Annotated in this window: 20 protein-coding genes; 10 read left to right on the forward strand and 10 right to left on the reverse strand. The window is 39.1% G+C overall.

The window, feature by feature from the left end; all coding sequences use genetic code 11:
• Positions 1 to 2: 2 nt before the first annotated feature.
• From AC6H0J_RS04360 to cpdA, 4 genes are all read left to right on the forward strand, one after another.
• Complete coding sequence (locus AC6H0J_RS04360) at positions 3 to 1,214, forward strand: ribosomal protein uL16 3-hydroxylase (protein ID WP_118817449.1); 1,212 nt, start codon at positions 3 to 5, stop codon at positions 1,212 to 1,214.
• Between the two features lie 152 nt (positions 1,215 to 1,366).
• Complete coding sequence (gene xseA / locus AC6H0J_RS04365; protein ID WP_118817450.1) at positions 1,367 to 2,686, forward strand: exodeoxyribonuclease VII large subunit; 1,320 nt, start codon at positions 1,367 to 1,369, stop codon at positions 2,684 to 2,686.
• Positions 2,687 to 2,882: 196 nt separating this feature from the next.
• The gene (gene nudF / locus AC6H0J_RS04370) at positions 2,883 to 3,515 is read left to right on the forward strand and encodes an ADP-ribose diphosphatase (RefSeq protein WP_032825717.1); all 633 of its coding nucleotides are present in this window, start codon (positions 2,883 to 2,885) and stop codon (positions 3,513 to 3,515) included.
• Between the two features lie 9 nt (positions 3,516 to 3,524).
• Positions 3,525 to 4,349, forward strand: a complete 825-nt coding sequence (cpdA, locus tag AC6H0J_RS04375; RefSeq protein ID WP_005628581.1) for a 3',5'-cyclic-AMP phosphodiesterase — start codon at positions 3,525 to 3,527, stop codon at positions 4,347 to 4,349.
• Positions 4,350 to 4,440: 91 nt separating this feature from the next.
• Here cpdA and purM read toward each other — a convergent pair whose 3' ends face one another.
• Positions 4,441 to 5,478: a phosphoribosylformylglycinamidine cyclo-ligase gene (gene purM, locus AC6H0J_RS04380; RefSeq protein ID WP_005628580.1), complete on the reverse strand. Its 1,038-nt coding sequence runs from the start codon at positions 5,476 to 5,478 to the stop codon at positions 4,441 to 4,443.
• A 138-nt stretch (positions 5,479 to 5,616) separates the two neighbouring features.
• Positions 5,617 to 5,904, reverse strand: coding sequence for a YfcZ/YiiS family protein (locus tag AC6H0J_RS04385; RefSeq protein ID WP_005628579.1), 288 nt, complete (start codon positions 5,902 to 5,904; stop codon positions 5,617 to 5,619).
• 207 nt (positions 5,905 to 6,111) lie between these two features.
• Between AC6H0J_RS04385 and AC6H0J_RS04390 the strand changes: the two genes are divergently transcribed.
• From AC6H0J_RS04390 to mutH, 3 genes are all read left to right on the forward strand, one after another.
• Positions 6,112 to 7,482, forward strand: a complete 1,371-nt coding sequence (locus AC6H0J_RS04390) for an outer membrane protein transport protein (protein WP_032825718.1) — start codon at positions 6,112 to 6,114, stop codon at positions 7,480 to 7,482.
• An 89-nt stretch (positions 7,483 to 7,571) separates the two neighbouring features.
• Positions 7,572 to 8,111, forward strand: a complete 540-nt coding sequence (locus tag AC6H0J_RS04395) for a methylated-DNA--[protein]-cysteine S-methyltransferase (RefSeq protein WP_005628574.1) — start codon at positions 7,572 to 7,574, stop codon at positions 8,109 to 8,111.
• Positions 8,108 to 8,779 carry a DNA mismatch repair endonuclease MutH gene (gene mutH, locus AC6H0J_RS04400; RefSeq protein ID WP_005628573.1) on the forward strand — a complete coding sequence of 224 codons (672 nt, stop codon included), beginning with the start codon at positions 8,108 to 8,110 and terminating at the stop codon, positions 8,777 to 8,779. Before AC6H0J_RS04395 ends, mutH begins: the two co-directional genes overlap by 4 nt.
• 7 nt (positions 8,780 to 8,786) lie before the next feature.
• On the opposite strand, the gene tilS is transcribed toward mutH, so the two are convergent.
• The 5 genes from tilS to znuC all read right to left on the reverse strand — a co-directional run bounded on the left by tilS (position 8,787) and on the right by znuC (position 13,646).
• A complete protein-coding gene (tilS, locus tag AC6H0J_RS04405) occupies positions 8,787 to 10,079 on the reverse strand; it encodes a tRNA lysidine(34) synthetase TilS (protein WP_005628570.1) in 1,293 nt (430 codons plus the stop codon).
• Complete coding sequence (gene pdxY, locus AC6H0J_RS04410) at positions 10,079 to 10,945, reverse strand: pyridoxal kinase (RefSeq protein WP_005628568.1); 867 nt, start codon at positions 10,943 to 10,945, stop codon at positions 10,079 to 10,081. Before pdxY ends, tilS begins: the two co-directional genes overlap by 1 nt.
• A gap of 73 nt (positions 10,946 to 11,018) precedes the next feature.
• On the reverse strand, positions 11,019 to 11,966 hold the full coding sequence (accA, locus tag AC6H0J_RS04415; RefSeq protein ID WP_005628566.1) for an acetyl-CoA carboxylase carboxyl transferase subunit alpha: 948 nt from the start codon (positions 11,964 to 11,966) through the stop codon (positions 11,019 to 11,021).
• Between the two features lie 88 nt (positions 11,967 to 12,054).
• A complete protein-coding gene (gene znuB / locus AC6H0J_RS04420) occupies positions 12,055 to 12,840 on the reverse strand; it encodes a zinc ABC transporter permease subunit ZnuB (protein ID WP_005628564.1) in 786 nt (261 codons plus the stop codon).
• Positions 12,840 to 13,646, reverse strand: coding sequence for a zinc ABC transporter ATP-binding protein ZnuC (gene znuC / locus AC6H0J_RS04425; protein ID WP_118817451.1), 807 nt, complete (start codon positions 13,644 to 13,646; stop codon positions 12,840 to 12,842). The genes znuB and znuC overlap by 1 nt, the downstream gene beginning before the upstream one ends.
• 177 nt (positions 13,647 to 13,823) lie before the next feature.
• Between znuC and mepM the strand changes: the two genes are divergently transcribed.
• Both mepM and AC6H0J_RS04435 read left to right on the forward strand, forming a co-directional pair.
• A complete protein-coding gene (gene mepM / locus AC6H0J_RS04430) occupies positions 13,824 to 15,293 on the forward strand; it encodes a murein DD-endopeptidase MepM (protein WP_192885349.1) in 1,470 nt (489 codons plus the stop codon).
• Positions 15,294 to 15,413: 120 nt separating this feature from the next.
• Positions 15,414 to 16,370: a sigma 54-interacting transcriptional regulator gene (locus AC6H0J_RS04435; protein ID WP_005628559.1), complete on the forward strand. Its 957-nt coding sequence runs from the start codon at positions 15,414 to 15,416 to the stop codon at positions 16,368 to 16,370.
• Between the two features lie 26 nt (positions 16,371 to 16,396).
• Here the strand turns inward: AC6H0J_RS04435 and hflX are convergent, their stop codons facing one another.
• From hflX to rluC, 3 genes are all read right to left on the reverse strand, one after another.
• The gene (gene hflX / locus AC6H0J_RS04440; protein ID WP_118817453.1) at positions 16,397 to 17,743 is read right to left on the reverse strand and encodes a ribosome rescue GTPase HflX; all 1,347 of its coding nucleotides are present in this window, start codon (positions 17,741 to 17,743) and stop codon (positions 16,397 to 16,399) included.
• A 14-nt stretch (positions 17,744 to 17,757) separates the two neighbouring features.
• Complete coding sequence (hfq, locus tag AC6H0J_RS04445; RefSeq protein WP_005628557.1) at positions 17,758 to 18,033, reverse strand: RNA chaperone Hfq; 276 nt, start codon at positions 18,031 to 18,033, stop codon at positions 17,758 to 17,760.
• A 91-nt stretch (positions 18,034 to 18,124) separates the two neighbouring features.
• Entirely contained in the window at positions 18,125 to 19,093 is a 969-nt protein-coding gene (gene rluC, locus AC6H0J_RS04450) for a 23S rRNA pseudouridine(955/2504/2580) synthase RluC (protein WP_497512902.1), read from the reverse strand.
• Positions 19,094 to 19,503: 410 nt separating this feature from the next.
• Between rluC and rne the strand changes: the two genes are divergently transcribed.
• Positions 19,504 to 22,317 carry a ribonuclease E gene (rne, locus tag AC6H0J_RS04455; protein ID WP_118817455.1) on the forward strand — a complete coding sequence of 938 codons (2,814 nt, stop codon included), beginning with the start codon at positions 19,504 to 19,506 and terminating at the stop codon, positions 22,315 to 22,317.
• Positions 22,318 to 22,404 lie beyond the last annotated feature (87 nt).

Raw genomic sequence — 22,404 nt, forward strand, 5'->3', positions numbered from 1 at the left:
AAATGACCGCACTTTCATCTGTTGATTTTTGTTTACCTGAACATATCACGCCAGAAATTTTTCTACGTGATTATTGGCAGAAAAAGCCACTTGTGATTCGGAACGGTTTGCCTGAAATTGTTGGGCAGTTTGAGCCACAAGATATTATTGAGCTCGCGCAAAATGAAGATGTCACCGCTCGTTTAGTGAAGACATTTTCTGATGATTGGAAAGTTTTTTTTAGTCCTTTAAGCGAAAAGGATTTCCAAAAATTGCCAGAAAAATGGTCGGTGTTGGTTCAAAATTTGGAGCAATGGTCGCCTGAATTAGGACAACTTTGGAATAAATTTGGCTTTATTCCTCAATGGCAACGTGACGACATTATGGTGTCTTACGCACCGAAAGGAGGCTCAGTTGGTAAGCATTATGATGAGTATGATGTATTCTTGGTGCAAGGATATGGTCATCGTCGTTGGCAATTAGGTAAATGGTGTGATCCAAGTACCGAATTTAAACCTAATCAGCCAATCCGAATTTTTGATGATATGGGCGAATTGGTGATTGATGAAGTGATGAATCCGGGCGACATCCTCTATATTCCAGCGCGTATGGCACATTATGGCGTAGCTGAAGATGATTGTTTAACCTTCTCTTTTGGCTTGCGTTATCCAAATTTAAGTAATTTGATTGATGGAATAAGCAAAGGTTTTTGTCATCAAGATCCTGATTTGAATTTAAGTGAGTTTGATTTGCCGCTACGTTTAAGCCAGTCTGAACAACGTACAGGTAAACTTGCGGATGAAAATATTCAAGCAATGAAACAGCTTTTATTAGATAAATTGGCTCATTCAGAAGCTTTTGATGCATTGTTTAAACAAGCCGTAGCAAGTGCGGTGAGTTCTCGTCGTTACGAGTTATTAGTCTCTGATGAAATGTGTGATCCTGATGAAGTTCGGTCAATTTTAGAAGAGGATGGAGCATTCCTTTTTCAAGACAACAATTGTAAATTGCTTTACACTGAAAATCCGTTGCGTATTTATGCGAACGGTGAATGGCTAGATGAACTTAATGTGATTGAGACCGAAGTATTGAAACGTTTATCTGATGGTGAAAGTTTGGATTGGGCATTTCTATCTAATTTAGTGAATGAAACCGAAGATCCTGAAACTTCGATGGATTTGTTGTTGGATTCAATTTGTAACTGGGTCGATGATGGTTGGGTAATTATAGAATAATCAAGCTCCCCTCTTTAGAAAAGAGGGGATGGGGGAGATTTGATAACGATGTTTAATTACTTACGAGGTTGATTTTACTTCTGCCAAATCTCCCCTTCCCCCCTCTTTGCTAAAGAGGGGGATTATCTTTTACCTTTAATATAGAACAAACTATGTCAGACAATATTTATTCCGTATCTCAACTCAACTCTGCTGCGCGTCAGATGCTTGAGGGCAAATTTTCACAAATTTGGTTAACGGGTGAAATTTCCAATTTTACGCAACCTGTGTCTGGGCATTGGTATTTAACGCTGAAAGATGAAAACGCTCAGGTGCGTTGTGCGATGTTTCGCATGAAAAATTTGCGTGTTGCTTTTCGTCCGCAAAATGGGATGCAAGTGCTTGTGCGTGCTAATGTGAGTTTATATGAGCCTCGTGGTGATTATCAGCTTATTATTGATTCTATGCACCCTGCTGGCGAGGGCTTGTTGCAACAGCAATTTGAAGCGTTAAAAATGAAGTTGGCTGCGGAAGGATTATTTGCTCAAAACCTCAAGAAAAATCTACCGCACTTTAGTAAAGCGGTTGGAATTATAACTTCTTCTACAGGTGCAGCATTGCAAGATATTTTGCATATTTTGGCACGCCGTGATCCAAGTTTAAAAGTTGTTATTTATCCCACTGCGGTTCAGGGTAAAGAGGCGACCGCAGAAATTGTGCAAATGATTGAACTTGCTAATGCGCGACAAGAAGTGGATGTATTAATTGTGGGGCGTGGTGGTGGTTCATTAGAAGATCTTTGGTGTTTTAATGAAGAAGAAGTGGCGCGAGCGATTTTTCATTCAACCTTACCCATTATCAGTGCGGTGGGACATGAAACAGATGTGACGATTGCCGATTTTGTTGCAGATCTTCGTGCGCCGACCCCTTCTGCAGCGGCAGAGTTAGTTAGTCGTAATCAAGATGAATTATTGCAACAACTTCGCCATCAACAGCAACGTTTAGATATGGCATTTGATCGTTTATTTACGCGAAAAAGCCAGCGTTTGAAACAGCTAACCTTACGATTGCAAAATCAGCATCCGCAGAATCAGTTACGAGCTCAACAAGTAAAAAATGAACAGCTTATGCATCGTTTGCAACTTGCTATGTGGCGTCAATTTGAAAATACACAACAAAAATTTACCGCACTTTCTTCTCGTTTGAAACAAAATCCATTGCCATATCGAGTGCAACGTCATCAACAACGCTTAGAGCAGTTACAAGTGCGGTTAAATTTTTGTGTCAATCGCCAAGTGACAGAACGTCAAAATAAACTGGCAACGTTATGCGGAAAATTGGATGGTTTAAGCCCGTTGAAGGTATTGGCAAGAGGTTATTCCATTGCAGAGAACCCGCAAGGTAAAGCCATTGTTAGCATGAAAGATGTCAATCAAGGGGACTTAATTACAACTCAAGTGGCTGATGGAAAAATTGTGAGTAAAGTTTTGTAGGATGCCTATTTCATAAAAATGGAGTGAAATACTGTTTCGCTTACTTCTAAAAAAGAATGCTGTGATTGTTGAATAAATAATCATGGCATTTTATTTTTTTGTGACTCACTTCAAACTTTCAACAAAAAGTGGAAACCTTCTATTTTTTTTATAGTCTTTTAAGCGTATGATTTTGCGCGCAGTTTTGGAGAAAAAGATGTCAGAAATTCAACACTTTAGCCAACAAGATATAGAAATATTGGGTGAACAAACTTTGTATGAAGGTTTTTTCACACTCAAACGAATTCAATTTAAACATAAGCTTTTTGCTGGTGGTGAAAGCGATGTAGTAATGCGTGAATTACTTATTAAAGGTGCAGCCTCTGCCGTCATCGCTTATGATCCAAAAGAAGATTCGGTGATTTTAGTTGAACAAGTTCGTATTGGCGCGGCTTATTATCCTGAATCTCATCGTTCGCCTTGGTTACTCGAATTAATTGCAGGCATGGTGGAAAAAGGTGAAAACCCGGAAGACGTTGCTTTGCGTGAGAGTGAAGAAGAAGCGGGAATTCAAGTAAAAAATTTAACGCATTGCTTAAGTGTATGGGATAGCCCAGGTGGAACAGTGGAGCGAATTCATTTGTTTGCTGGTGAGGTTGATAGTTCACAAGCAAAAGGTATTCATGGTTTGGCTGAAGAAAATGAAGACATTCGAGTACACGTAGTAAAACGTGAACAGGCGTATCAATGGATGTGCGAGGGGAAAATTGATAATGGCATTGCAGTGATTGGATTGCAGTGGCTTCAATTAAATTATGCTCAGTTACAACAAAGTTGGAAATGTAGTTAGGGGGCATTAATGAAAAATACGTTTGTTTATCAGGCGGAAAAGCCTGTTATTAAGTTATTACAAATTACGGATCCCCATTTATTTAAAGATGAAAGTGCGGAATTATTGGGGGTAAATACACAAGCAAGTTTTGCTCAAGTATTAAAGGAAATTCAGCAAGAAAATAACGAATTTGATGTGATTCTTGCTACAGGCGATCTTGTGCAGGATAGTAGTGATGAGGGTTACACTCGTTTTGTAAAAATGATGAAACCTTTCAATAAACCTGTGTTTTGGATTCCGGGAAATCACGATTTTCAGCCTAAAATGGCGGAATTCTTAAATCAGTTGCCAATGGATGGAGCAAAACATCTTCTACTAGGCGAACATTGGCAAGCTTTATTGTTGGATAGCCAAGTGTATGGTGTGCCGCATGGACAACTAAGTCAGTATCAACTCGATTTATTAAAAGAAACCTTAGAAAAAAATCCTGAACGTTATACGTTAGTTGTATTACACCATCATTTATTACCAACTAATTCTGCATGGCTTGATCAACATAACCTTCGTAATTCTCACGAATTGGCAGAAGTGCTTGCGCCTTTTACTAATGTGAAGGCTATTTTGTATGGGCATATTCATCAAGAAGTAAACAGTGAATGGAATGGTTATCAAGTGATGGCAACACCAGCGACTTGTATTCAATTTAAACCTGATTGCCAGTATTTTTCTCTTGATACGTTACAGCCAGGTTGGCGTGAAATTGAGCTACATTCAGATGGTTCAATTCGTACGGAAGTAAAGCGCATTCAGCAAGCGGAATTTTTGCCGAATATGCAAGAAGAAGGGTATTAATCAAATTGAAGTGCGGTGAAAATTCACCGCACTTTTTTCTCGTTAGAAATGGTACACATCAGTAAATCTGTACCATTTTTTTATGATTTTATTACGCAATCACAACTTGTTCAGCATCGTCTTCAGCGTGTTCAATACGCCCGATTAACCATGCATTCTCACCCGCTTGTTTTAAGATCGCTAATGCAGTTTCGACCTGTTCCTGAGGAAGTGCAATTACCATGCCCACACCACAATTGAAGGTTCGGTACATTTCATATGTGTCGATATTGCCTTTTTCTTGTAACCAATTAAACACGGAAGGCCATTCCCAGCTTTTTTCATCAATTACTGCTTTGGTGTTTTTAGGCAATACGCGCGGAATGTTTTCCCAGAACCCGCCACCTGTTAAATGCGCAATCGCATGTACATCGGATTGCTTAATAAGTGCTAACACGGATTTGACATAGATTTTTGTTGGCGCAAGTAAATGCTCGCTTAATGGTTTATTATCAAGCAGTTCTGTTGCAGGATTAACGCCCGCGACATTAATCACTTTACGAACTAAAGAATAACCGTTTGAATGTGGGCCACTGGAACCTAAGGCAATTAACGCATCACCATTTTTTACACGGCTACCATCAATAATTTCAGATTTTTCTACAACGCCTACACAGAATCCAGCTAAATCATAATCGCCTTCATGATACATGCCAGGCATTTCTGCTGTTTCGCCACCCACTAATGCACAACCCGATTGCACACAACCATCTGCAATTCCTTTTACAACGTCAGCAGCTACATCAACATCTAGTTTTCCTGTTGCATAATAATCTAAGAAAAATAGTGGTTCAGCACCTTGAACGACTAAATCATTGACACACATAGCGACCAAATCAATGCCAATCGTGTCGTGTTTTTTTAAATCAATGGCTAAGCGTAATTTCGTGCCGACTCCATCGGTGCCAGATACTAAAACAGGTTCTTTATATTTGCTTGGTATCGCACATAAGGCGCCAAACCCACCTAATCCCCCGATCACTTCTGCACGAGTGGTACGTTTTACTTCTGGTTTAATTCGTTCAACCAAGGCATTGCCAGCATTAATGTCAACTCCGGCATCTTTATAGCTTAATGATTGTTTGCTCACAGTGTTTTCCTATATCGATAAGTATTGAAAAATAAATTGCCATTTATTTTAACAGCTTAAGCAAACGTTTGCGATTTAAATTTTGAGATAAAAAAAGACCGCACTTTAGAAAAAGTGCGGTCGAGTTTCTCATTGTTTTTAACGATTTGCGAGTTCAAAAATCATCGCTTCTGCTTGGCAACTAAAAGTAAAAGAGGCATTTAATTGAACACCGTTTTCAACCGCCACGATTTCGCTTTTAATTTCGCAAGGATCACTTTCTGTATCGCGCGCTTTCTTCGTTAATCGTTCAAGCGCCGCATTAGCATCAGCTTCTGTGTTATAAACTTGATGTACTTCTACGGTGCAGTCAGAGCCATCAATAATCGTGCCTACATCAACACAGCTACAAGTTAAGGATTCTTCTGCTTTGCATTTTACGGTCATTTTCTTTTCCTTATATGAATATTTTTGTGCATTTTATCATTTTTCTGTTTGTCCATAAATGACAAAAATTGAACAAAATAGCCCATTAAATGCAAAAAGTTCCCGCTAACTGGTCGGAACTCTAATAAAAACAAGGAAATGGATTTGCACTCAATAGATTCGGGTTTTAGAATCGCCCAGATTTTTATTTATAACAAAGGTTTCCAAATGAAAAAATTTAATCAATCTGTCTTAGTAACTGCAATGTTATTCGCTGCTGGTGGGGCAAATGCTGCAGCGTTTCAATTGGCGGAAGTATCGACTTCGGGTCTTGGTATGGCTTATGCAGGTAATGCAGCAGTAGCAGATAATGCATCTGTAGTGGCAACGAACCCAGCGTTGATGAGTTTATTTAAAACGAATCAATTTTCTGTTGGGGGCGTTTATGTGGATTCTAAAATTCACATGAGTGGTCCAGTTACAGTTAATGCACTAGGTCGTACCGTTGCTGTTGGTTCTGCAGCTCATAATAGTGTTGTTCCTGGTTCATTGATTCCAAATATGTATTTTGTGGCACCAATTAATGACAAATTTGCCATTGGTGGTGGTATGAATGTGAATTTTGGATTAAAAAGTGAATATGAATCAGATTACAATGCAGGTGTATTCGGCGGTAAAACCGATTTAAGCGCGATTAACTTAAATTTAAGCGGTTCATATCGTGTTTCTCAAGGTTTAACTGCTGGTGTGGGGTTAAATGCAGTTTATGCAAAAGCGGAAATTGAGCGTCGTGCTGGTATTTTAAGTGATGCAGTGAAAAATGTTGCACCATTACTTCCTGCATTAGTGAGAAATGGACAAGTTTCACCAAACGCCGCCGCTTCTTTAGCAAAATTACAAGGTGTGAATAAAGAAACTGTATTAACCCACTTACAAGATAAAAATGCATGGGGTTTTGGTTGGAACGCAGGTTTAGCCTATGAGTTTAATGAGCGCAACCGAGTTGGTTTAGCCTATCACTCAAAAGTCGATATCGATTTTGAAGATGATAATGCGGTGAGTGCGAGCCGTACACTTCGCGGCCAAGGCCCAGCAAAAGGTGGATTAACACTACACTTACCAGATTATTTAGAATTATCAGGTTTCCACCAAGTTACAGATAATTTGGCATTGCACTATAGCTACAAATTTACACATTGGAGCCGTTTCAAAGAGTTACACGCAACATTTAATGATGGTGAAGTGGCTTTCCATAAAGATGAAAAATACCGTAGCAACTCTCGTTATGCATTAGGTGCAACCTATGACGTGAATGATAAATTAACAGTTCGTGCAGGTATTGCTTATGATGAAGCAGCAGCGCCAACTGAACACGCAAGTGCGTCTATTCCTGATACTGATCGTATGTGGTATAGCGTAGGAGCAACTTATAAATTTACCCCGAATCTTTCTATTGATGCGGGCTTTGCTCACTTACGTGGTAAAAAACTTAACTTTACCGAGAAACAATCAATTAGCAACTTAGCGACTGTTACAGCAAACTATACGTCTAAAGCAAGTGCTAACCTTTACGGTTTAAACTTAAACTACAGTTTCTAATTTGTAAAAAATTTAGCATAATACGTAGCACACCGAATGTATGTTCGGTGTGCTTTTTTCTTATATGACTTCATAAAAATGAGAGAAAAATGACCGCACTTTTTTATGCTTATATGGATTCACCAATTGGTCGGTTATTAATGCTTTCTGATGGTGAAAACCTTACAAATTTAGATTGTGAGTTAGAACAAACCACGCCAAATCCAAATTGGATTTTACGAGAAGATTTACCGCTTTTTGAAAAAGTACGGTGCGCTTTAAGGCGTTATTTTAATGGCGAGCCAGAAAGTTTCTCCGATATACCTTTATCGCCTAAAGGTACCGCATTTCAACAAGCGATTTGGACAGCATTGCGTCAAATTCCTTATGGTAAAACAGCCAGTTATGGTGGATTAGCCGAAAGTATTAATAACTCTAAGGCGGTGCGAGCCGTTGGCGGTGCTGTTGGGAGTAATCCAATTAGTATTATCATTCCATGTCATCGTGTATTAGGGAAAAAATGTGAAATCACCGGTTTTGGTGGTGGATTGCCGGCAAAACGCTTTTTATTGAAACTAGAAAATATTCCTTACATAGACAAAGGCGTAGAATACGTTAAACCGAAATTATTGAAGAAATACCACGAATGATCCCACAAACCGAACAAGCCTTATTAGAAAAAGCACAATCTATTGCGGGGTTAACCTTTGGCGAACTTGCAGATGAGTTAAATATTCCCGTTCCACCCGATTTAAAACGCGATAAAGGGTGGGTTGGAATGTTACTCGAAATCGCATTAGGAGCGACTGCTGGCAGTAAAGCAGAGCAGGATTTTTCCCATTTAGGCATTGAATTAAAAACGTTACCCATTAATGCAGAAGGCTTTCCGTTAGAAACTACATTTGTGAGCCTTGCACCTTTAGTTCAAAATTCGGGAGTGAATTGGGAAAATTCACACGTTCGTCATAAATTATCGAAAGTCTTGTGGATTCCCATTGAAGGCAGTCGTGATATTCCTTTGCGTGAGCGGCATATTGGCCAACCTATCTTATGGCAACCTTCGAGTGAACAGGATCATCAATTACGAAAAGATTGGGAAGAATTGATGGATTTAATTGTACTTGGCAAATTGGAGCAGATTACCGCTCGAATTGGGGAGGTTATGCAACTTCGCCCGAAGGGTGCAAATAGCCGTGCTGTGACAAAAGGCATAGGAAAAAATGGCGAAATTATAGATACCTTGCCTTTAGGTTTTTATCTAAGAAAAGAATTCACTGCTCAAATTTTGAAAGCGTTTTTAGATGTAAATTCGCTTTAACTTGATTTTAATATTCGTCAAAAACACGAAAAAAACCTACCGCACTTTTTAGTTTGTTGCCATAAAAAACTAAAGGGATCCGATTTCGTTCCCAAACTGGCACGCCTAATTCTTGCCAGATTTTTTTTATATCTTCTCTTGGGCGTTTCGGATGATGTTTAACTTTGCCCGAATAGCTAAAGCGGATAGAAATAGGCAAGTCTGTTTTGTCTAGTGTAATAGAGTAATCCTGCCAGTAGAAAATCAGATTGTGTTCATTTTCTTGAATTGTGAGATTCCCTAAATCATCAGGTAAACTTAGCGTGTTTTGTTCTAATTTTAGGGTGTATTTAGTTAGATCTGAAAACGGCTTAGTTAAATATAAACTATCTTGATAACGTCGAATAACTTTATTTACAAGCTGAAATTGAGGATTTGCCTCTTCTTTTGCAAAAACAACATCATTAATAAGTTGTGTAAGCTGGCGTTTACTTGGCATTTCAAGTTGGTTTTCGGCAAGCCACATACGCAAAAGTGCGGTTTGTTTTGCAGGTGAATATTGGCGAAATTGGAGCAGTTTAAATTGGTTTTTAATTTGACAATGTTCTGCAAAGGATTCGCTCAATAAATCATTAATTAATTGTTGCTGTTCAAAACAATGTTGTGCGGAACGTTGTACGGCTAAATCAAAATGAGCCCAGCGTTCACGTAATTTTGGCAAAGTTTCATTGCGCAAGAAATTACGATCATATCTATTATCCTCATTACTTTCATCTGTAATCCAGTTGAGATTTTCTTTTTGTGCATAATCTTCTAACTGTGTGCGAGTAAAGCCTAACAAAGGACGTAAAATTGGCATGCCGAATAATACGCTTTGTTGTTGCATTGCGCCTAAGCCTTGTAGTCCGCTGCCACGTTTTAGGGCTAAGAAAAAGGTTTCTGTTTGATCGTTTAGATGATGCGCTGTGACGAGTATTTCTTGTGTTTGAAGATGTTTTTTTATGGCTTGATAGCGTGCTTCACGCGCCCCAGCCTCAATACCATTGGTTTTATCTACTTGTACGCGCTCGATAATCAACGGAATTTGAAATTGATCACATAAGTTTTGGCAGTGTTTGGCCCAATTATCTGCGTTTTGGCTTAATCCGTGATGAATGTGGATTGCTCGTACTGATAAAGGCGGTAAGTGCGGTTGTTTTTGACGAAGCTTTGCAAATAAAGAAAGAAGTACAGTGGAGTCCAAACCACCACTCAAGGCAATAAGAAATGCTTGATAGGTGGTTTGTTTGAGTTGTTTTTCAATGTCTGAAAGTAAGTCCATTAGGCAACTTTTTCAGCTTTATAATGGCTGCTTGGATTGAGAATTTCAAAACGTGCGGCAATGGTTTGTAATTCGTAAGAACCCAGTTCAAAGGTGGTTTTCATTACGCCCGCTACTTCATTATTCATAGCTTCAAAGGCTTCTACATCAGATTTGCCATTGAGTAAATTTGCTAAGAAAGTCCCCGCAATTAAATCACCCACACCAACAGGTTCAAAGTTAAATTTATAAAGCGGACGGTTTAAATGCCAAACACCCTCTGGGGTTGCCATAATAATTTCAAATGTATCAGGATCGTTAATTTTACCCGCACTGCCTAAATGTTTAACAAGAACTTTCTTCACGCCTTTTGCAATCAGCGCATTCACTGCTTTTAACACATCATCAAAGGTATTAATTGGGAATTCTGTGAGCTGACGCAATTCATGCAAGTTTGGCGTCATAATGTCTGCCACTGGAATCGCTTTTTCAATAAGAGCCTCGCGAACACCATTGGCAACCACGCAGATTTTTTTCGGATGTGGCATTACAGGGTCGCATAAATAAAGCGCATTTGGATTACGCAGTTTGATTTGTTCTAAGGCAAAAAGAATTTGATCAACTTGTTCCGCAGAACCCAAGTAACCAGATAACAAGGCATCACATTCTTGTAGTTTTTCAATGTTATCGAGTCCGGTCACAATTTCTCGGATTTGTTCTTGTGGAATGACCATGCCTGTCCATTTTCCGTATTGGGTGTGATTAGAAAATTGAACGGTATTTAATGCCCATACATCTACGCCTAACAACTGCATTGGAAAAGTCGCGGATTTGTTACCCGCAAAACCATAGACCACGTGGGATTGGATCGAAAGTACGTTTTTCATTGTGTTTGCTCCTTTGTTGTTATATTTAGATCAAAAAAGAGCGGCAAAAATCACCGCTCTTTTAGAATGTTAGTTAGCAATAACCGTAAGACATTAAACGTTCATAGCGTCTATTTAATAATTCTTCTTTGCTTAGTCCATCGAGCTCTGCTAAATCTTCTTTTAAACGAAGTTTTAAGTTTTCAGACATTTTCGCATAATTACGATGTGCTCCACCCAAAGGTTCTTGCACAATGCTGTCGATGAGATTTAATTCTTTTAAACGGCTTGCAGTTAATCCCATTACTTCAGCTGCGGTTGATGCTTTTTCTGCACTTTTCCAAAGAATAGAAGCACAGCCTTCTGGAGAAATAACAGAATAAGTGGAATACTGTAACATATTCACTTTATCGCCCACGCCAATAGCTAATGCACCGCCAGAACCGCCTTCACCGATAACGGTACAAATAACGGGAACGGTAAGTTGCGCCATTTCGCGTAAGTTGCGAGCGATAGCTTCCGCTTGACCGCGCTCTTCTGCGCCAATACCTGGATAAGCTCCTGGGGTATCAATAAATGTGATAATTGGCAATTTAAAACGTTCAGCCATTTCCATTAAACGTAACGCTTTACGATAGCCTTCAGGTGCCGGCATACCAAAATTGCGTTGTACTTTTTCTTTTACGGAACGACCTTTTTGATGACCAATCACCATCACTGGGCGACCATCTAAACGTGCAAGACCGCCCACGATCGCTTTATCATTAGCAAATGCGCGATCACCTGCAAGTTCTTCAAATTCAGTAAAAATATGTTCGATATAATCTAATGTATAAGGGCGGTTTGGATGACGCGCCATACGTGAAACTTGCCAAGCATCGAGGTTAGCAAAGGTTTTTTTAGTGAGTTCGTTACTTTTCTTTTGTAAGCGTTTGATTTCATCAGTCAAATCAACTTTATCATCCGATGCTGCACGTAATGCTTCAATTTTTGCTTCTAATTCTGCAATCGGCAATTCAAAATCTAAATATTCTTGGCTCATTTTCTTATCCTAAAAAGACCGTAAAAATTGACCGCACTTTATCAAGAATTAAACTGTGGCGCAAATGGTTTTCACTGGTTGGGCAAGCTTATAATCGCTCTTTTTTGAAGAGTGATAAGACAAATAAAAATGCGGAACAAATGACAACGGAAGGCCCAGCAGCGGTATCATAAAAGGCTGATAATATTAGCCCAGCTATAATCGATAACATACTGACTACAATTGCCCTGCCCACCATAGATTCTGGCGTTCTCGCAAAACGACGAGCGGTTGCCGCAGGGATTATTAATAAGGATGTGATAATTAATGCACCGACAAATTTCATGCTCAAGGCAATAGTCAATGCGGTTAATATCATCAAAATAAAACGCATTTTTTTGATATTAATGCCTTCAACTTGCGCGAGTTCTGGCGATACGGTGGTGGAAAGTAAGGATTGCCAAAAGTAAATTAATGTTGAAAGCACTATTATCACACCAATCCCAATATAAATTAAATCGGTATAATTAATTGCGAGCAAATCCCCAAATAAGTAACTCATCAAATCTACTCTTACATTTTGTAGTAATCCCACTGTCACAACTCCGAGAGATAAGCAGCTATGGGCGATAATGCCGAGCAAGGTATCAATGGAAAATTGCGTGTTGCTTTCTAACCACACCATTGCGATAGCAAGAATCAAGGTCAGCACGATAATCGCAATGTAAGGATTGACTTGTAAGAAAATACCTAATGCCACACCGAGCAAGGCAGAATGAGAAAGGGTGTCGCCAAAATAAGCCATTTTCCGCCACACCACAAATACGCCAAGTGGCGCGGTAATTAGCGAAAGCAAAATGCCTGTTAAAAGGGCAGGAAATAAAATCTCAAACATTATTTATCCTTATTTTGACAATGCACTGCTGATGAATTACAACCGCACACATCACCGTGTAAGGTGTGGTGATGATTATGATGATGGGTATAAAAGCCGACATTTTGTGCGAGCTGATTTCCCCATAAACGCATAAATGTTGGATCATTTGAGAGAACATCAGGCGTGCCAGCACAGCAAATATGTTGGTTAATACACAATACTTCTTTACTATCCGCCATCACAATGTGTAAATCGTGTGATACCATCAATACGGCACAATTTAATTTTTGTTGGGTTTGATGAATGAGCTGATAAAGCTCTGCTTGTCCAGTAATGTCTACGCCTTGAGTGGGTTCGTCTAGCACAAGTAAATTTGGTTTATTTAAAATTGCACGCGCCAATAATACGCGTTGCATTTCACCGCCAGAAAGTTTTTGCATATTACTTTTGCGTAAATGTGAAATTGAAAGTTGCTCAAGTGCGATGGATATTTCTTGTGTTTTAAGACCTTTTTTTAGTGAAAGAAATCTCTCAACCGTAATAGGCAAACTATGATCCAAATGGATTTTTTGTGGTACATAACCAATGCGAACATTTTTACTGTAAATGACTTCGCCAGAAGTGGGCGTTTGTAGTTTTAATAAGGTTTTTAATAACGTTGATTTGCCGCCACCATTTGGCCCAACAATAGTGATAATAGAATTCGGATAAATATTTAAATTAATATTTTGTAGTGCAGTTTTTTGTGCGAAAACCACATTGATATTTTTTAATTGAATGAGCGGTTGTTGGTTTTGCTCGTTGCGAATGGCTGTGATATTCATAAAATCGCCGTGTTTTCAACAATGGTTGGGGAAAATAACGCATTTTTATAGAATTCTCAAGATTTTCTAGCCAATGTCGAATATTTAAGCGTTTGAATAATGCTTTTCCCGTAGAAATGAATTTTCTTTATAATATGTAGTCTGAATGCTGAAAACTTTTTTATTTTAGGAATCCTTGTGCAACACGTAAAATTAGCTAGAGATAGAAGAAAAAAACGCTCTCGTATTAAAGAGGGAGTGTTTTTTATTGCTATTTTACTGATTTTCTCAGGGATTTTACTTACTCTAAAAGATAATTCAGAACATCATGATTCACCGGAACAAGTTATTCCAGCGGTGGTAGATAATGTTGAATATCAATCATTAAATACCTCAAATAAACAAGAAGAAAAAACAGTACACACTTCAGTTGAGCATCAGGCAACTGGGCATCTTAATGATGAAGATGCAACATCTTATGATGATGAATTACAGGCTAAAGATGATGAAGTTGATGAAGTGAAGCCTTCAACAGATGAACTGGATAATTTGCCGCAAAATGCACAAGATGCATTAAGTGGCTTATTAGATGCTGCCGATCAAGCAATTCGTATTACCGATCAATTTAGCCATACTGTGACGCGTGGCGATAGCCTAAAAGACGTATTGGAACTTTCTGGTTTGGAAGATGATACCGCACAGCGTTTAATTGCTGTGGACGGGGAATTGGCAAATTTGAAAGCGGGTCAACAGTTCTATTGGATTTTAGATAAAAATGATGAACTAGAATATTTAAATTGGCTTGTATCTGAAAAAGAAGAACGCATTTATGAACGTGTTGAAGGTGGTAAGTTTAAACGTCAAGTTGTTGAAAAAACAAGTGTTTGGCGAAAAGAAGTATTAAAAGGTGAAATTAACGGAACGTTTGCAACTAGTTTAAAAGCTCAGGGATTGGATAATCGTCAAATCAACCAATTAACCACCGCACTTCAATGGCAAGTGAGCATTCAGAAGTTGAAAAAGGGGACTAAATTTGCAATTTTAGTTTCTCGCGAATATTTAGGCGATAAACTGACTGGTCAAGGTAATGTTGAAGCGTTACATATTTCGTCTGAAGGTAAGAGTTATTATGCAGTTCAGGCTGCCAATGGTCGTTACTATAGCCAACAAGGGGAAACCTTAGGTAAAGGTTTTGCTCGTTATCCATTGCAACGACAAGCGCGAGTTTCTTCATCATTTAATCCGAATCGTCGCCATCCAGTAACTGGGCGTGTACGACCGCATAAAGGTGTGGATTTCTCCGTTTCTCAAGGTACACCGATTATCGCCCCTGCAGATGGCGTAGTTGAAAAAGTGGCATATCAGGCTGGAGGTGCTGGACGTTATATTGTTATGCGCCATGGTCGTGAGTATGAGACTGTTTATATGCACTTAAGTAAACCGCTTGTACGCGCAGGACAAGAAATTAAAAAAGGTGAGAGAATTGCGCTTTCTGGTAATACCGGAATTTCAACAGGACCACATCTACACTATGAATTCCATATTAATGGACGGGCGGTCAATCCGTTGACGGTTAAATTGCCTGGTACAAGTAGTGGTATGGGAACTGCCGAACGTAAACAATTCCTTGTTCGTGCACGTGAAGCAGAGCGAATGTTAAAATTATAATCATATAAAGTGCGGTCAAATACGACCGCATTTTCATTCCCTAATGTGTAAAATAATATTTACACCTTTATGTAAAAAAACTATCATAATCCAATCTTATTTTCCCTACATTTCTGATATATGACCAGTTTCAAATTTAATCCACAAAATCCTTTTGATTGTTTTATTGTGCAAAGTGAATCCATGAAAAGAGCTGTAGAAAACGCGAAACGTTTTGCTATGTTTGATGCGCCTTTGTTAATTCAAGGCGAAACAGGGACTGGAAAAGATTTGTTGGCGAAAGCCTGCCATTATCAGAGTTTGCGTCGTGATAAAAAATTTATCGCAGTAAACTGTGCAGGTTTGCCTGATGAAGATGCCGAAAGTGAAATGTTTGGTCGAAAAGTTGGAGACAGTGAAACCATCGGTTTTTTTGAATACGCGAATGAGGGAACCGTATTACTAGATGGCATCGCAGAACTTTCATTGGGTTTACAGGCTAAATTATTACGTTTTTTAACGGATGGATCTTTCCGTCGAGTGGGTGAAGAGAAGGAGCATCATGCAAACGTACGAGTGATTTGCACATCACAGGTTCCGCTTTATTTGCTTGTTGAGCAAGGTAAAGTGCGTGCTGATTTGTTTCATCGTTTAAATGTTCTCACTATTAATGTGCCACCATTACGTGATCGCATGGCAGATATTGAGCCGCTAGCACAAGGGTTTTTACAGGAAATCAGTGAAGAATTAAAAATTGCCAAACCAACTTTCGATAAAGATTTTCTTCTTTATTTGCAGAAATATGATTGGAAAGGGAATGTTCGTGAGCTTTATAACACCCTTTATCGTACCTGCTCTCTGGTACAAGATAATCATTTAAATATCGAAAGTTTAAATCTTGCTCCGCCACAAAGTGCAGTGATTTCTTTGGATGAATTTGAAAATAAAACCTTAGATGAAATCATCGGTTCTTATGAGGCACAAGTTCTAAAATTATTTTATGCAGAATACCCAAGCACGAGAAAATTAGCTCTGCGTTTAGGCGTTTCCCATACTGCGATTGCGAATAAATTGAAACAATATGGGATTGGAAAATAATTTTCTATAAATTAAGCATTCTCAGATTATATTTTAATATCTGCTAATCTAGAAAATTGCTTACATAACTTTAACCACATAATCTTATCAATCTGCACATCTAACAAGAATTCTCCTTGTTCAGAAATTTGTTCATGTCGTACACAATCAAGCTGATAAAAAGTATGGCGAAGTTTGCCTTCGTGCGGTTGCAAAATTAAAGAAAGAGAAAGTATCTCGTTTTTTAACCGCACTTTAATGGCTTCAAACAATAAATGAATACCCAGATCATCTTGCGCAGAGAGATAGACTGCAACAGGCTGGTTTTCATCATTGTATTCGATATGCTGCGTAACATTTTCCAACAAATCAATTTTGTTATATACCAATAGAACAGGAGCTTCTCCTGCACCAATTTCTTCTAGCACATCATTGACTGCATCGATATTTTCTTGTTTTCGTGAATCAGCCGCATCAATCACATGGAGTAATAAGCTGGCTTCTACCGTTTCTTGTAAAGTCGATTTAAAGGCTGAAACCAGATCATGCGGAAGCTGTCGAACAAATCCTACCGTATCCGCTAAAATTGCTGTACCTACATCTTGAATCTGTAATTTTCGTAAAGTGGGATCTAATGTTGCAAAAAGCTGATCTGCGGCATAAACCTCTGCATTGGTTAAACGATTAAATAAGGTTGATTTCCCTGCATTGGTATAGCCAACAAGTGAAATGGTCGGGATATCTGCCTTTTGGCGTGTTTGGCGATTTTGATTACGCTGTTTCTCCACTTTTGCCAAGCGATTTTGTAATTGAGAAATGCGTACTTTAATCAAGCGACGATCGGTTTCTAACTGAGTTTCACCTGGCCCGCGTAATCCTACAGCCCCTTTTTGTTGATCTAAGCCTGTTTTGCGACGGACTAATCGAGTAGATAAGTGTTTTAATTGCGCAAGTTCAACCTGCAATTTTCCCTCATGAGAGCGCGCTCGTTGGGCGAAAATATCTAAAATGACGCCAGTGCGATCGACCACTCGACAATGACATAAACTTTCTAAGTTACGTGTTTGTGCTGGGGTTAATTGATGGTTAAAAAGTACAACATCAGCATTATGTGATTGCACTGCATCTGCAATTTCTTGAGCTTTTCCCTCGCCTACAAAATATTTAGCTTGAGGAGTGCTACGGCTTGTGGTGATTGTATCCAATACATCTACATTGGCAGAATCAGCGAGTAGCAAAAACTCTTGTAGATCGTCAGTGTTTTTATCTTGCGCAAAGAAAACGTGAACCACGATGGCGGTATCACGCGTTTTTTCAGATTGTTGGGATGAAGAAAGTGCGGTTGAAATTTCCTGAGAATTTTCAACCGCACTTAATAAATATTGATTATCCATTGATGGAGTTGTGATTATTCTGTTTGAGTTTCCACGCTTTCAACGGCTTCAGTTGTTGCTACATGATGGCTGCTATTGTGATGAGAAACAGAGCGCGCAGGCACAACAGTTGAAATTGCGTGTTTATATACCATTTGGTTCACAGTGTTTTTTAATAAAATCACGAATTGATCGAATGATTCAATTTGACCTTGAAGTTTGATTCCGTTTACAAGGTAGATTGATACAGGAATGCGTTCGCGACGAAGCGCATTTAAATAAGGATCTTGTAAAGATTGTCCTTTTGCCATTTTGCTATCCTTTGTTGTCGTTATTATGAAATTTTGCTGATAGAAACTAGTTGTCTCCGCGCGCAAGTGTAGCAATAAACACAAATATTGTCTATTTGCTTTCCCGTAACTTTTGTAAAATTGCTTTCATTTTATGATCTAGTGGTGCATTGAAACGTAGTGTTTCGCCATTTTTAGGGTGCTCAAACCGAATTGAAAAGGCATGTAGGAACAAACGATTCAATCCCAATTCACTCATTTGTTTATCAAAATCTTTATCACCGTATTTATCATCTAATGCAATAGGATGTCCTGCATATTGTGTGTGTACACGAATTTGATGAGTTCTCCCCGTGACTGGTGAAGCCTTCACGAGCGTAGCATTTATATAGCGTTCTTCAATGCTAAATCGGGTTTCAGATGGTTTGCCTTGCTCGCTGACACGCACAATGCGCTCTCCGCTGGATAATTCATTTTTCAAAAGCGGTGCTTGAACAACTTTTACATGGGATTGCCATTGCCCTCGTACTAACGCTAAATAATCTTTTTGAACAGTTTTTACGCGAAGTTGTTCATGTAAATTACGCAATGCTGAACGTTTTTTAGCAATTAATAAAATGCCTGATGTATCGCGATCTAAACGATGAACCAGTTCTAAAAAGCGTGCTTCTGGACGCAATGTCCGCAAGGCTTCAATCACACCAAAATTTAAACCACTCCCGCCATGCACAGCGATTCCTGAAGGTTTATTTAAAACAATTAAACAATCATCTTCAAACAAAATTTGGTTTTCAAGTGCGGCGACTTTATTGAGATTTTTTGAAATCGACGCGTCGTTTTTTTCAGCCACACGCACTGGCGGAACGCGAACAATATCACCTGTTTGCAGTTTATATTCTGGCTTAATCCGGCCTTTATTTACCCGCACTTCACCTTTACGCACAATACGATAAATTAAACTTTTGGGCACGCCTTTGAGTTTTGCTAATAAATAATTATCGATACGTTGGCCGCTTTCATCTTCACTAATTGTCAGCATTTTTACTGATGAATTAATGATTTTTTCGTTTTGTTCTGTCATCTTTTTTCCTTTTGAAAATTGGCGCGAATCATATCACAAAGGCGCTATTAACGTAACTCTATGAACGTAATATTCACCTTGCTAATTAATCGTTTTCTATGGATAATAGAGCGTCTTTTTGCGCCTAAGAATTTGCGTAAAAAAGGATGAGTTTTGTTGGTGAAAACTCAATGCAGCAATCGGCATAAGACATTGATAATCAACATTTTTCTTGAAATAAATTAGCCGCTTGCAACGCGTGTGGAATATCGCGTTGTTTTATAAAGCAAACGTTTATGCTTAATAACGTTATCAATGCACCCAGCAACATACAGTCGTGAGATTGACTGGCGCGAGAAACACGAGGTCGATAACGAAGCAAAGTGCGGTTTATTTTGAGGCCTTTTAAAAATTTAATAAGAGAATTGACAATGAAAAGAATGTTAATCAATGCGACTCAAAAAGAAGAGTTGCGTGTAGCGCTTGTTGATGGACAGCGCTTATTTGACCTGGATATTGAAAGTCCAGGACACGAGCAAAAAAAAGCGAATATCTACAAAGGGAAAATTACTCGCGTTGAGCCAAGCTTAGAAGCGGCTTTTGTAGATTATGGTGCAGAACGTCATGGTTTTTTGCCATTAAAAGAAATTGCTCGTGAATATTTTCCCGATGATTATGTTTTCCAAGGCCGTCCGAATATTCGCGATATCTTGAGCGAAGGCCAAGAAGTTATCGTTCAAGTTAATAAAGAAGAACGCGGAAACAAAGGCGCAGCCTTAACCACTTTCGTTTCTCTTGCGGGTAGTTATTTGGTTATTATGCCAAATAATCCGCGTGCCGGTGGGATCTCTCGTCGTATCGAAGGGGATGAGCGCACTGAATTAAAAGAGGCATTAAGTTCATTAGATGTGCCTGAAGGCGTGGGCTTGATTGTTCGTACTGCTGGTGTGGGGAAATCTCCAGAAGAGTTGCAGTGGGACTTAAAAGTTTTACTTCACCATTGGGAAGCGATTAAACAAGCATCTCAAAATCGTCCAGCGCCTTTCTTGATTCATCAAGAAAGTGATGTGATTGTGCGCGCTATTCGTGATTATTTGCGCCGTGATATTGGTGAGATTCTTATTGATAGCCCGAAAGTGTTTGAAAAAGCAAAAGAGCATATCAAACTTGTTCGCCCTGATTTCATCAATCGTGTGAAACTTTATCAAGGCGAAGTGCCTCTTTTCAGCCACTATCAGATCGAATCTCAAATCGAGTCAGCATTCCAACGTGAAGTGCGTTTACCTTCTGGTGGTTCAATCGTTATTGATGTAACTGAAGCCTTAACTGCTATTGATATTAACTCCGCGCGTTCTACTCGTGGTGGCGATATTGAAGAAACGGCATTGAATACTAATCTTGAAGCGGCAGATGAAATTGCGCGTCAATTACGTTTGCGTGACTTAGGTGGTTTAGTTGTTATCGATTTCATTGATATGACGCCAGTTCGTCACCAACGTGAAGTGGAAAATCGTATTCGTGATGCCGTTCGCCAAGATCGTGCTCGTATTCAAATTAGCCGCATTTCTCGTTTCGGTTTGTTAGAAATGTCGCGTCAGCGTTTAAGTCCTTCATTAGGTGAGTCTTCACATCACATTTGTCCTCGTTGTCAAGGAACAGGTAAAGTGCGTGATAACGAATCTCTTTCCTTGTCTATCTTGCGTTTAATCGAGGAAGAAGCGTTAAAAGAAAACACCAAGCAAGTGCATACGATTGTGCCTATACAAATTGCTTCTTATCTTCTTAACGAAAAACGTAAAGCAATTAGCAATATTGAAAAACGTCACAATGTAGATGTCATTGTTGCGCCAAATGAAGCAATGGAAACACCGCACTTTAGCGTTTTCCGCTTACGCGATGGCGAAGAGGTGAATGAATTGAGCTATAACTTAGCGAAAATTCACTGTGAGAAAGATGAAAGTACCGAGGAATCTCTTGTTTCTCGTAATGTGGAAACAACTGTTGTTGCTGAACAACCAGCAGTTGAAAGTGCGGCAGTGGCACTTTCTATTTCTGAAGCAGCTCCAACTCCAGTTGAGCGTAAATCGAATGAACCGTCTTTATTAGCTAAAATTATCGCGAAGATTAAAGGCTTGTTTGCTTCTGAATCCGAAGAAAATAAACCGAAAAATAACCGCACTTCGCGCAATTCTAATCGTAATCAACGTCGTCCACAGGATCGCCGTACTTCTCGTCGACCACGTTCTGAAAATAACGAAACGGAAAGAACCGAAGAGCAAGTTCGTAATATCCGCGAGCGTAATCAACGCCGTCCTCGCCGTAACTTAGTGGAAGAAAGTATCGCTGAAAGTGCGGTAAATTCTACACCGGTTTTTGAGGCTCAGGATGAAAAAACTGAGCAAGTGACTCAACGCCGTCAACGTCGTGATTTACGTAAACGCGTGCGCGTTGAAGATAATGAGATTTCTGTTGAAAATAACGAAATCATTGTTGAACAAATGCCAGAAGTGGATGTTGTCGAAGTTCAGGCCGTTCAAGATGATGAAAAACCAGTTCGTCAAAACCAAGAGCGTTCTGAACGTCAAGATCGCCAACGCCGCACTCCACGTCATTTACGTGCAGCGAATAATCAACGTCGTCGCCGTAATCAAGAGCCTAAATCGCCAATGCCATTATTTGCTGCAGTGGCTTCACCTGAATTGGCAAGTGGAAAAGCTTGGGTGGACTATTCAACAGTGAATACTCCGAAAGAAAATAATTTCTTATCGGTGGATGAATTGCTTGAGCAAGAAAAAACTAAAAAAGGTTTTATCACGCCAGCAATGGGTATTGTGGTTGAAGAAAAATCTCTTGAAGTAAAACCAGCATTAGATTTTATTACTCAGCCAGCTAATGAATCTGTACAGAAAAAAGTACAAGAATCTTTAGAGCGTTTAAATTTTCATAAACCTCAGGAAACAGTTGAGTCTATTGAGTCAACGATTACCGTAAATGAGTCTGAAACTGTAAATGAACCAGCCTTTATCCGCACTTATGAGTTTAATGGGCGTTTAGGTACCATTTCTTCAGTGACTCATACAAAAGCAGAGGTGACTTTGGCGAAAGCAAGTGATGAAATGCCAGAAGCTTTCCCAATTACTGAATGGCAAGATTCTCGCTATTATTTTTACGGTAAAGGGGCAGCAGGGCATCATTGTGCGATTAGCCATGTATATTCTGAGCCTACCCGAGCAAAATCAGAGTAATCTAAAATAAAAAATTAGAATTGGCGTGATGTTTATTACGTCAATTCTTTTTATTTTTAGGTTGCAGTAAAAATAATCACTTGATAA

The sequence above is a fragment of the Haemophilus sp. THUN1691 genome, from assembly GCF_059704425.1.

Coding starts and splice junctions, on each gene's coding strand:
- AC6H0J_RS04360 (WP_118817449.1), top strand. CDS start 3: ATGACCGCACTTTCATCTGTTGATTTTTGTTTACCTGAACATATCACG.
- xseA (WP_118817450.1), top strand. CDS start 1,367: ATGTCAGACAATATTTATTCCGTATCTCAACTCAACTCTGCTGCGCGT.
- nudF (WP_032825717.1), top strand. CDS start 2,883: ATGTCAGAAATTCAACACTTTAGCCAACAAGATATAGAAATATTGGGT.
- cpdA (WP_005628581.1), top strand. CDS start 3,525: ATGAAAAATACGTTTGTTTATCAGGCGGAAAAGCCTGTTATTAAGTTA.
- AC6H0J_RS04385 (WP_005628579.1), bottom strand. CDS start 5,904: ATGACCGTAAAATGCAAAGCAGAAGAATCCTTAACTTGTAGCTGTGTT.
- AC6H0J_RS04390 (WP_032825718.1), top strand. CDS start 6,112: ATGAAAAAATTTAATCAATCTGTCTTAGTAACTGCAATGTTATTCGCT.
- AC6H0J_RS04395 (WP_005628574.1), top strand. CDS start 7,572: ATGACCGCACTTTTTTATGCTTATATGGATTCACCAATTGGTCGGTTA.
- mutH (WP_005628573.1), top strand. CDS start 8,108: ATGATCCCACAAACCGAACAAGCCTTATTAGAAAAAGCACAATCTATT.
- tilS (WP_005628570.1), bottom strand. CDS start 10,079: ATGGACTTACTTTCAGACATTGAAAAACAACTCAAACAAACCACCTAT.
- pdxY (WP_005628568.1), bottom strand. CDS start 10,945: ATGAAAAACGTACTTTCGATCCAATCCCACGTGGTCTATGGTTTTGCG.
- accA (WP_005628566.1), bottom strand. CDS start 11,966: ATGAGCCAAGAATATTTAGATTTTGAATTGCCGATTGCAGAATTAGAA.
- znuB (WP_005628564.1), bottom strand. CDS start 12,840: ATGTTTGAGATTTTATTTCCTGCCCTTTTAACAGGCATTTTGCTTTCG.
- znuC (WP_118817451.1), bottom strand. CDS start 13,646: ATGAATATCACAGCCATTCGCAACGAGCAAAACCAACAACCGCTCATT.
- AC6H0J_RS04435 (WP_005628559.1), top strand. CDS start 15,414: ATGACCAGTTTCAAATTTAATCCACAAAATCCTTTTGATTGTTTTATT.
- hflX (WP_118817453.1), bottom strand. CDS start 17,743: ATGGATAATCAATATTTATTAAGTGCGGTTGAAAATTCTCAGGAAATT.
- hfq (WP_005628557.1), bottom strand. CDS start 18,033: ATGGCAAAAGGACAATCTTTACAAGATCCTTATTTAAATGCGCTTCGT.
- rluC (WP_497512902.1), bottom strand. CDS start 19,093: ATGACAGAACAAAACGAAAAAATCATTAATTCATCAGTAAAAATGCTG.
- rne (WP_118817455.1), top strand. CDS start 19,504: ATGAAAAGAATGTTAATCAATGCGACTCAAAAAGAAGAGTTGCGTGTA.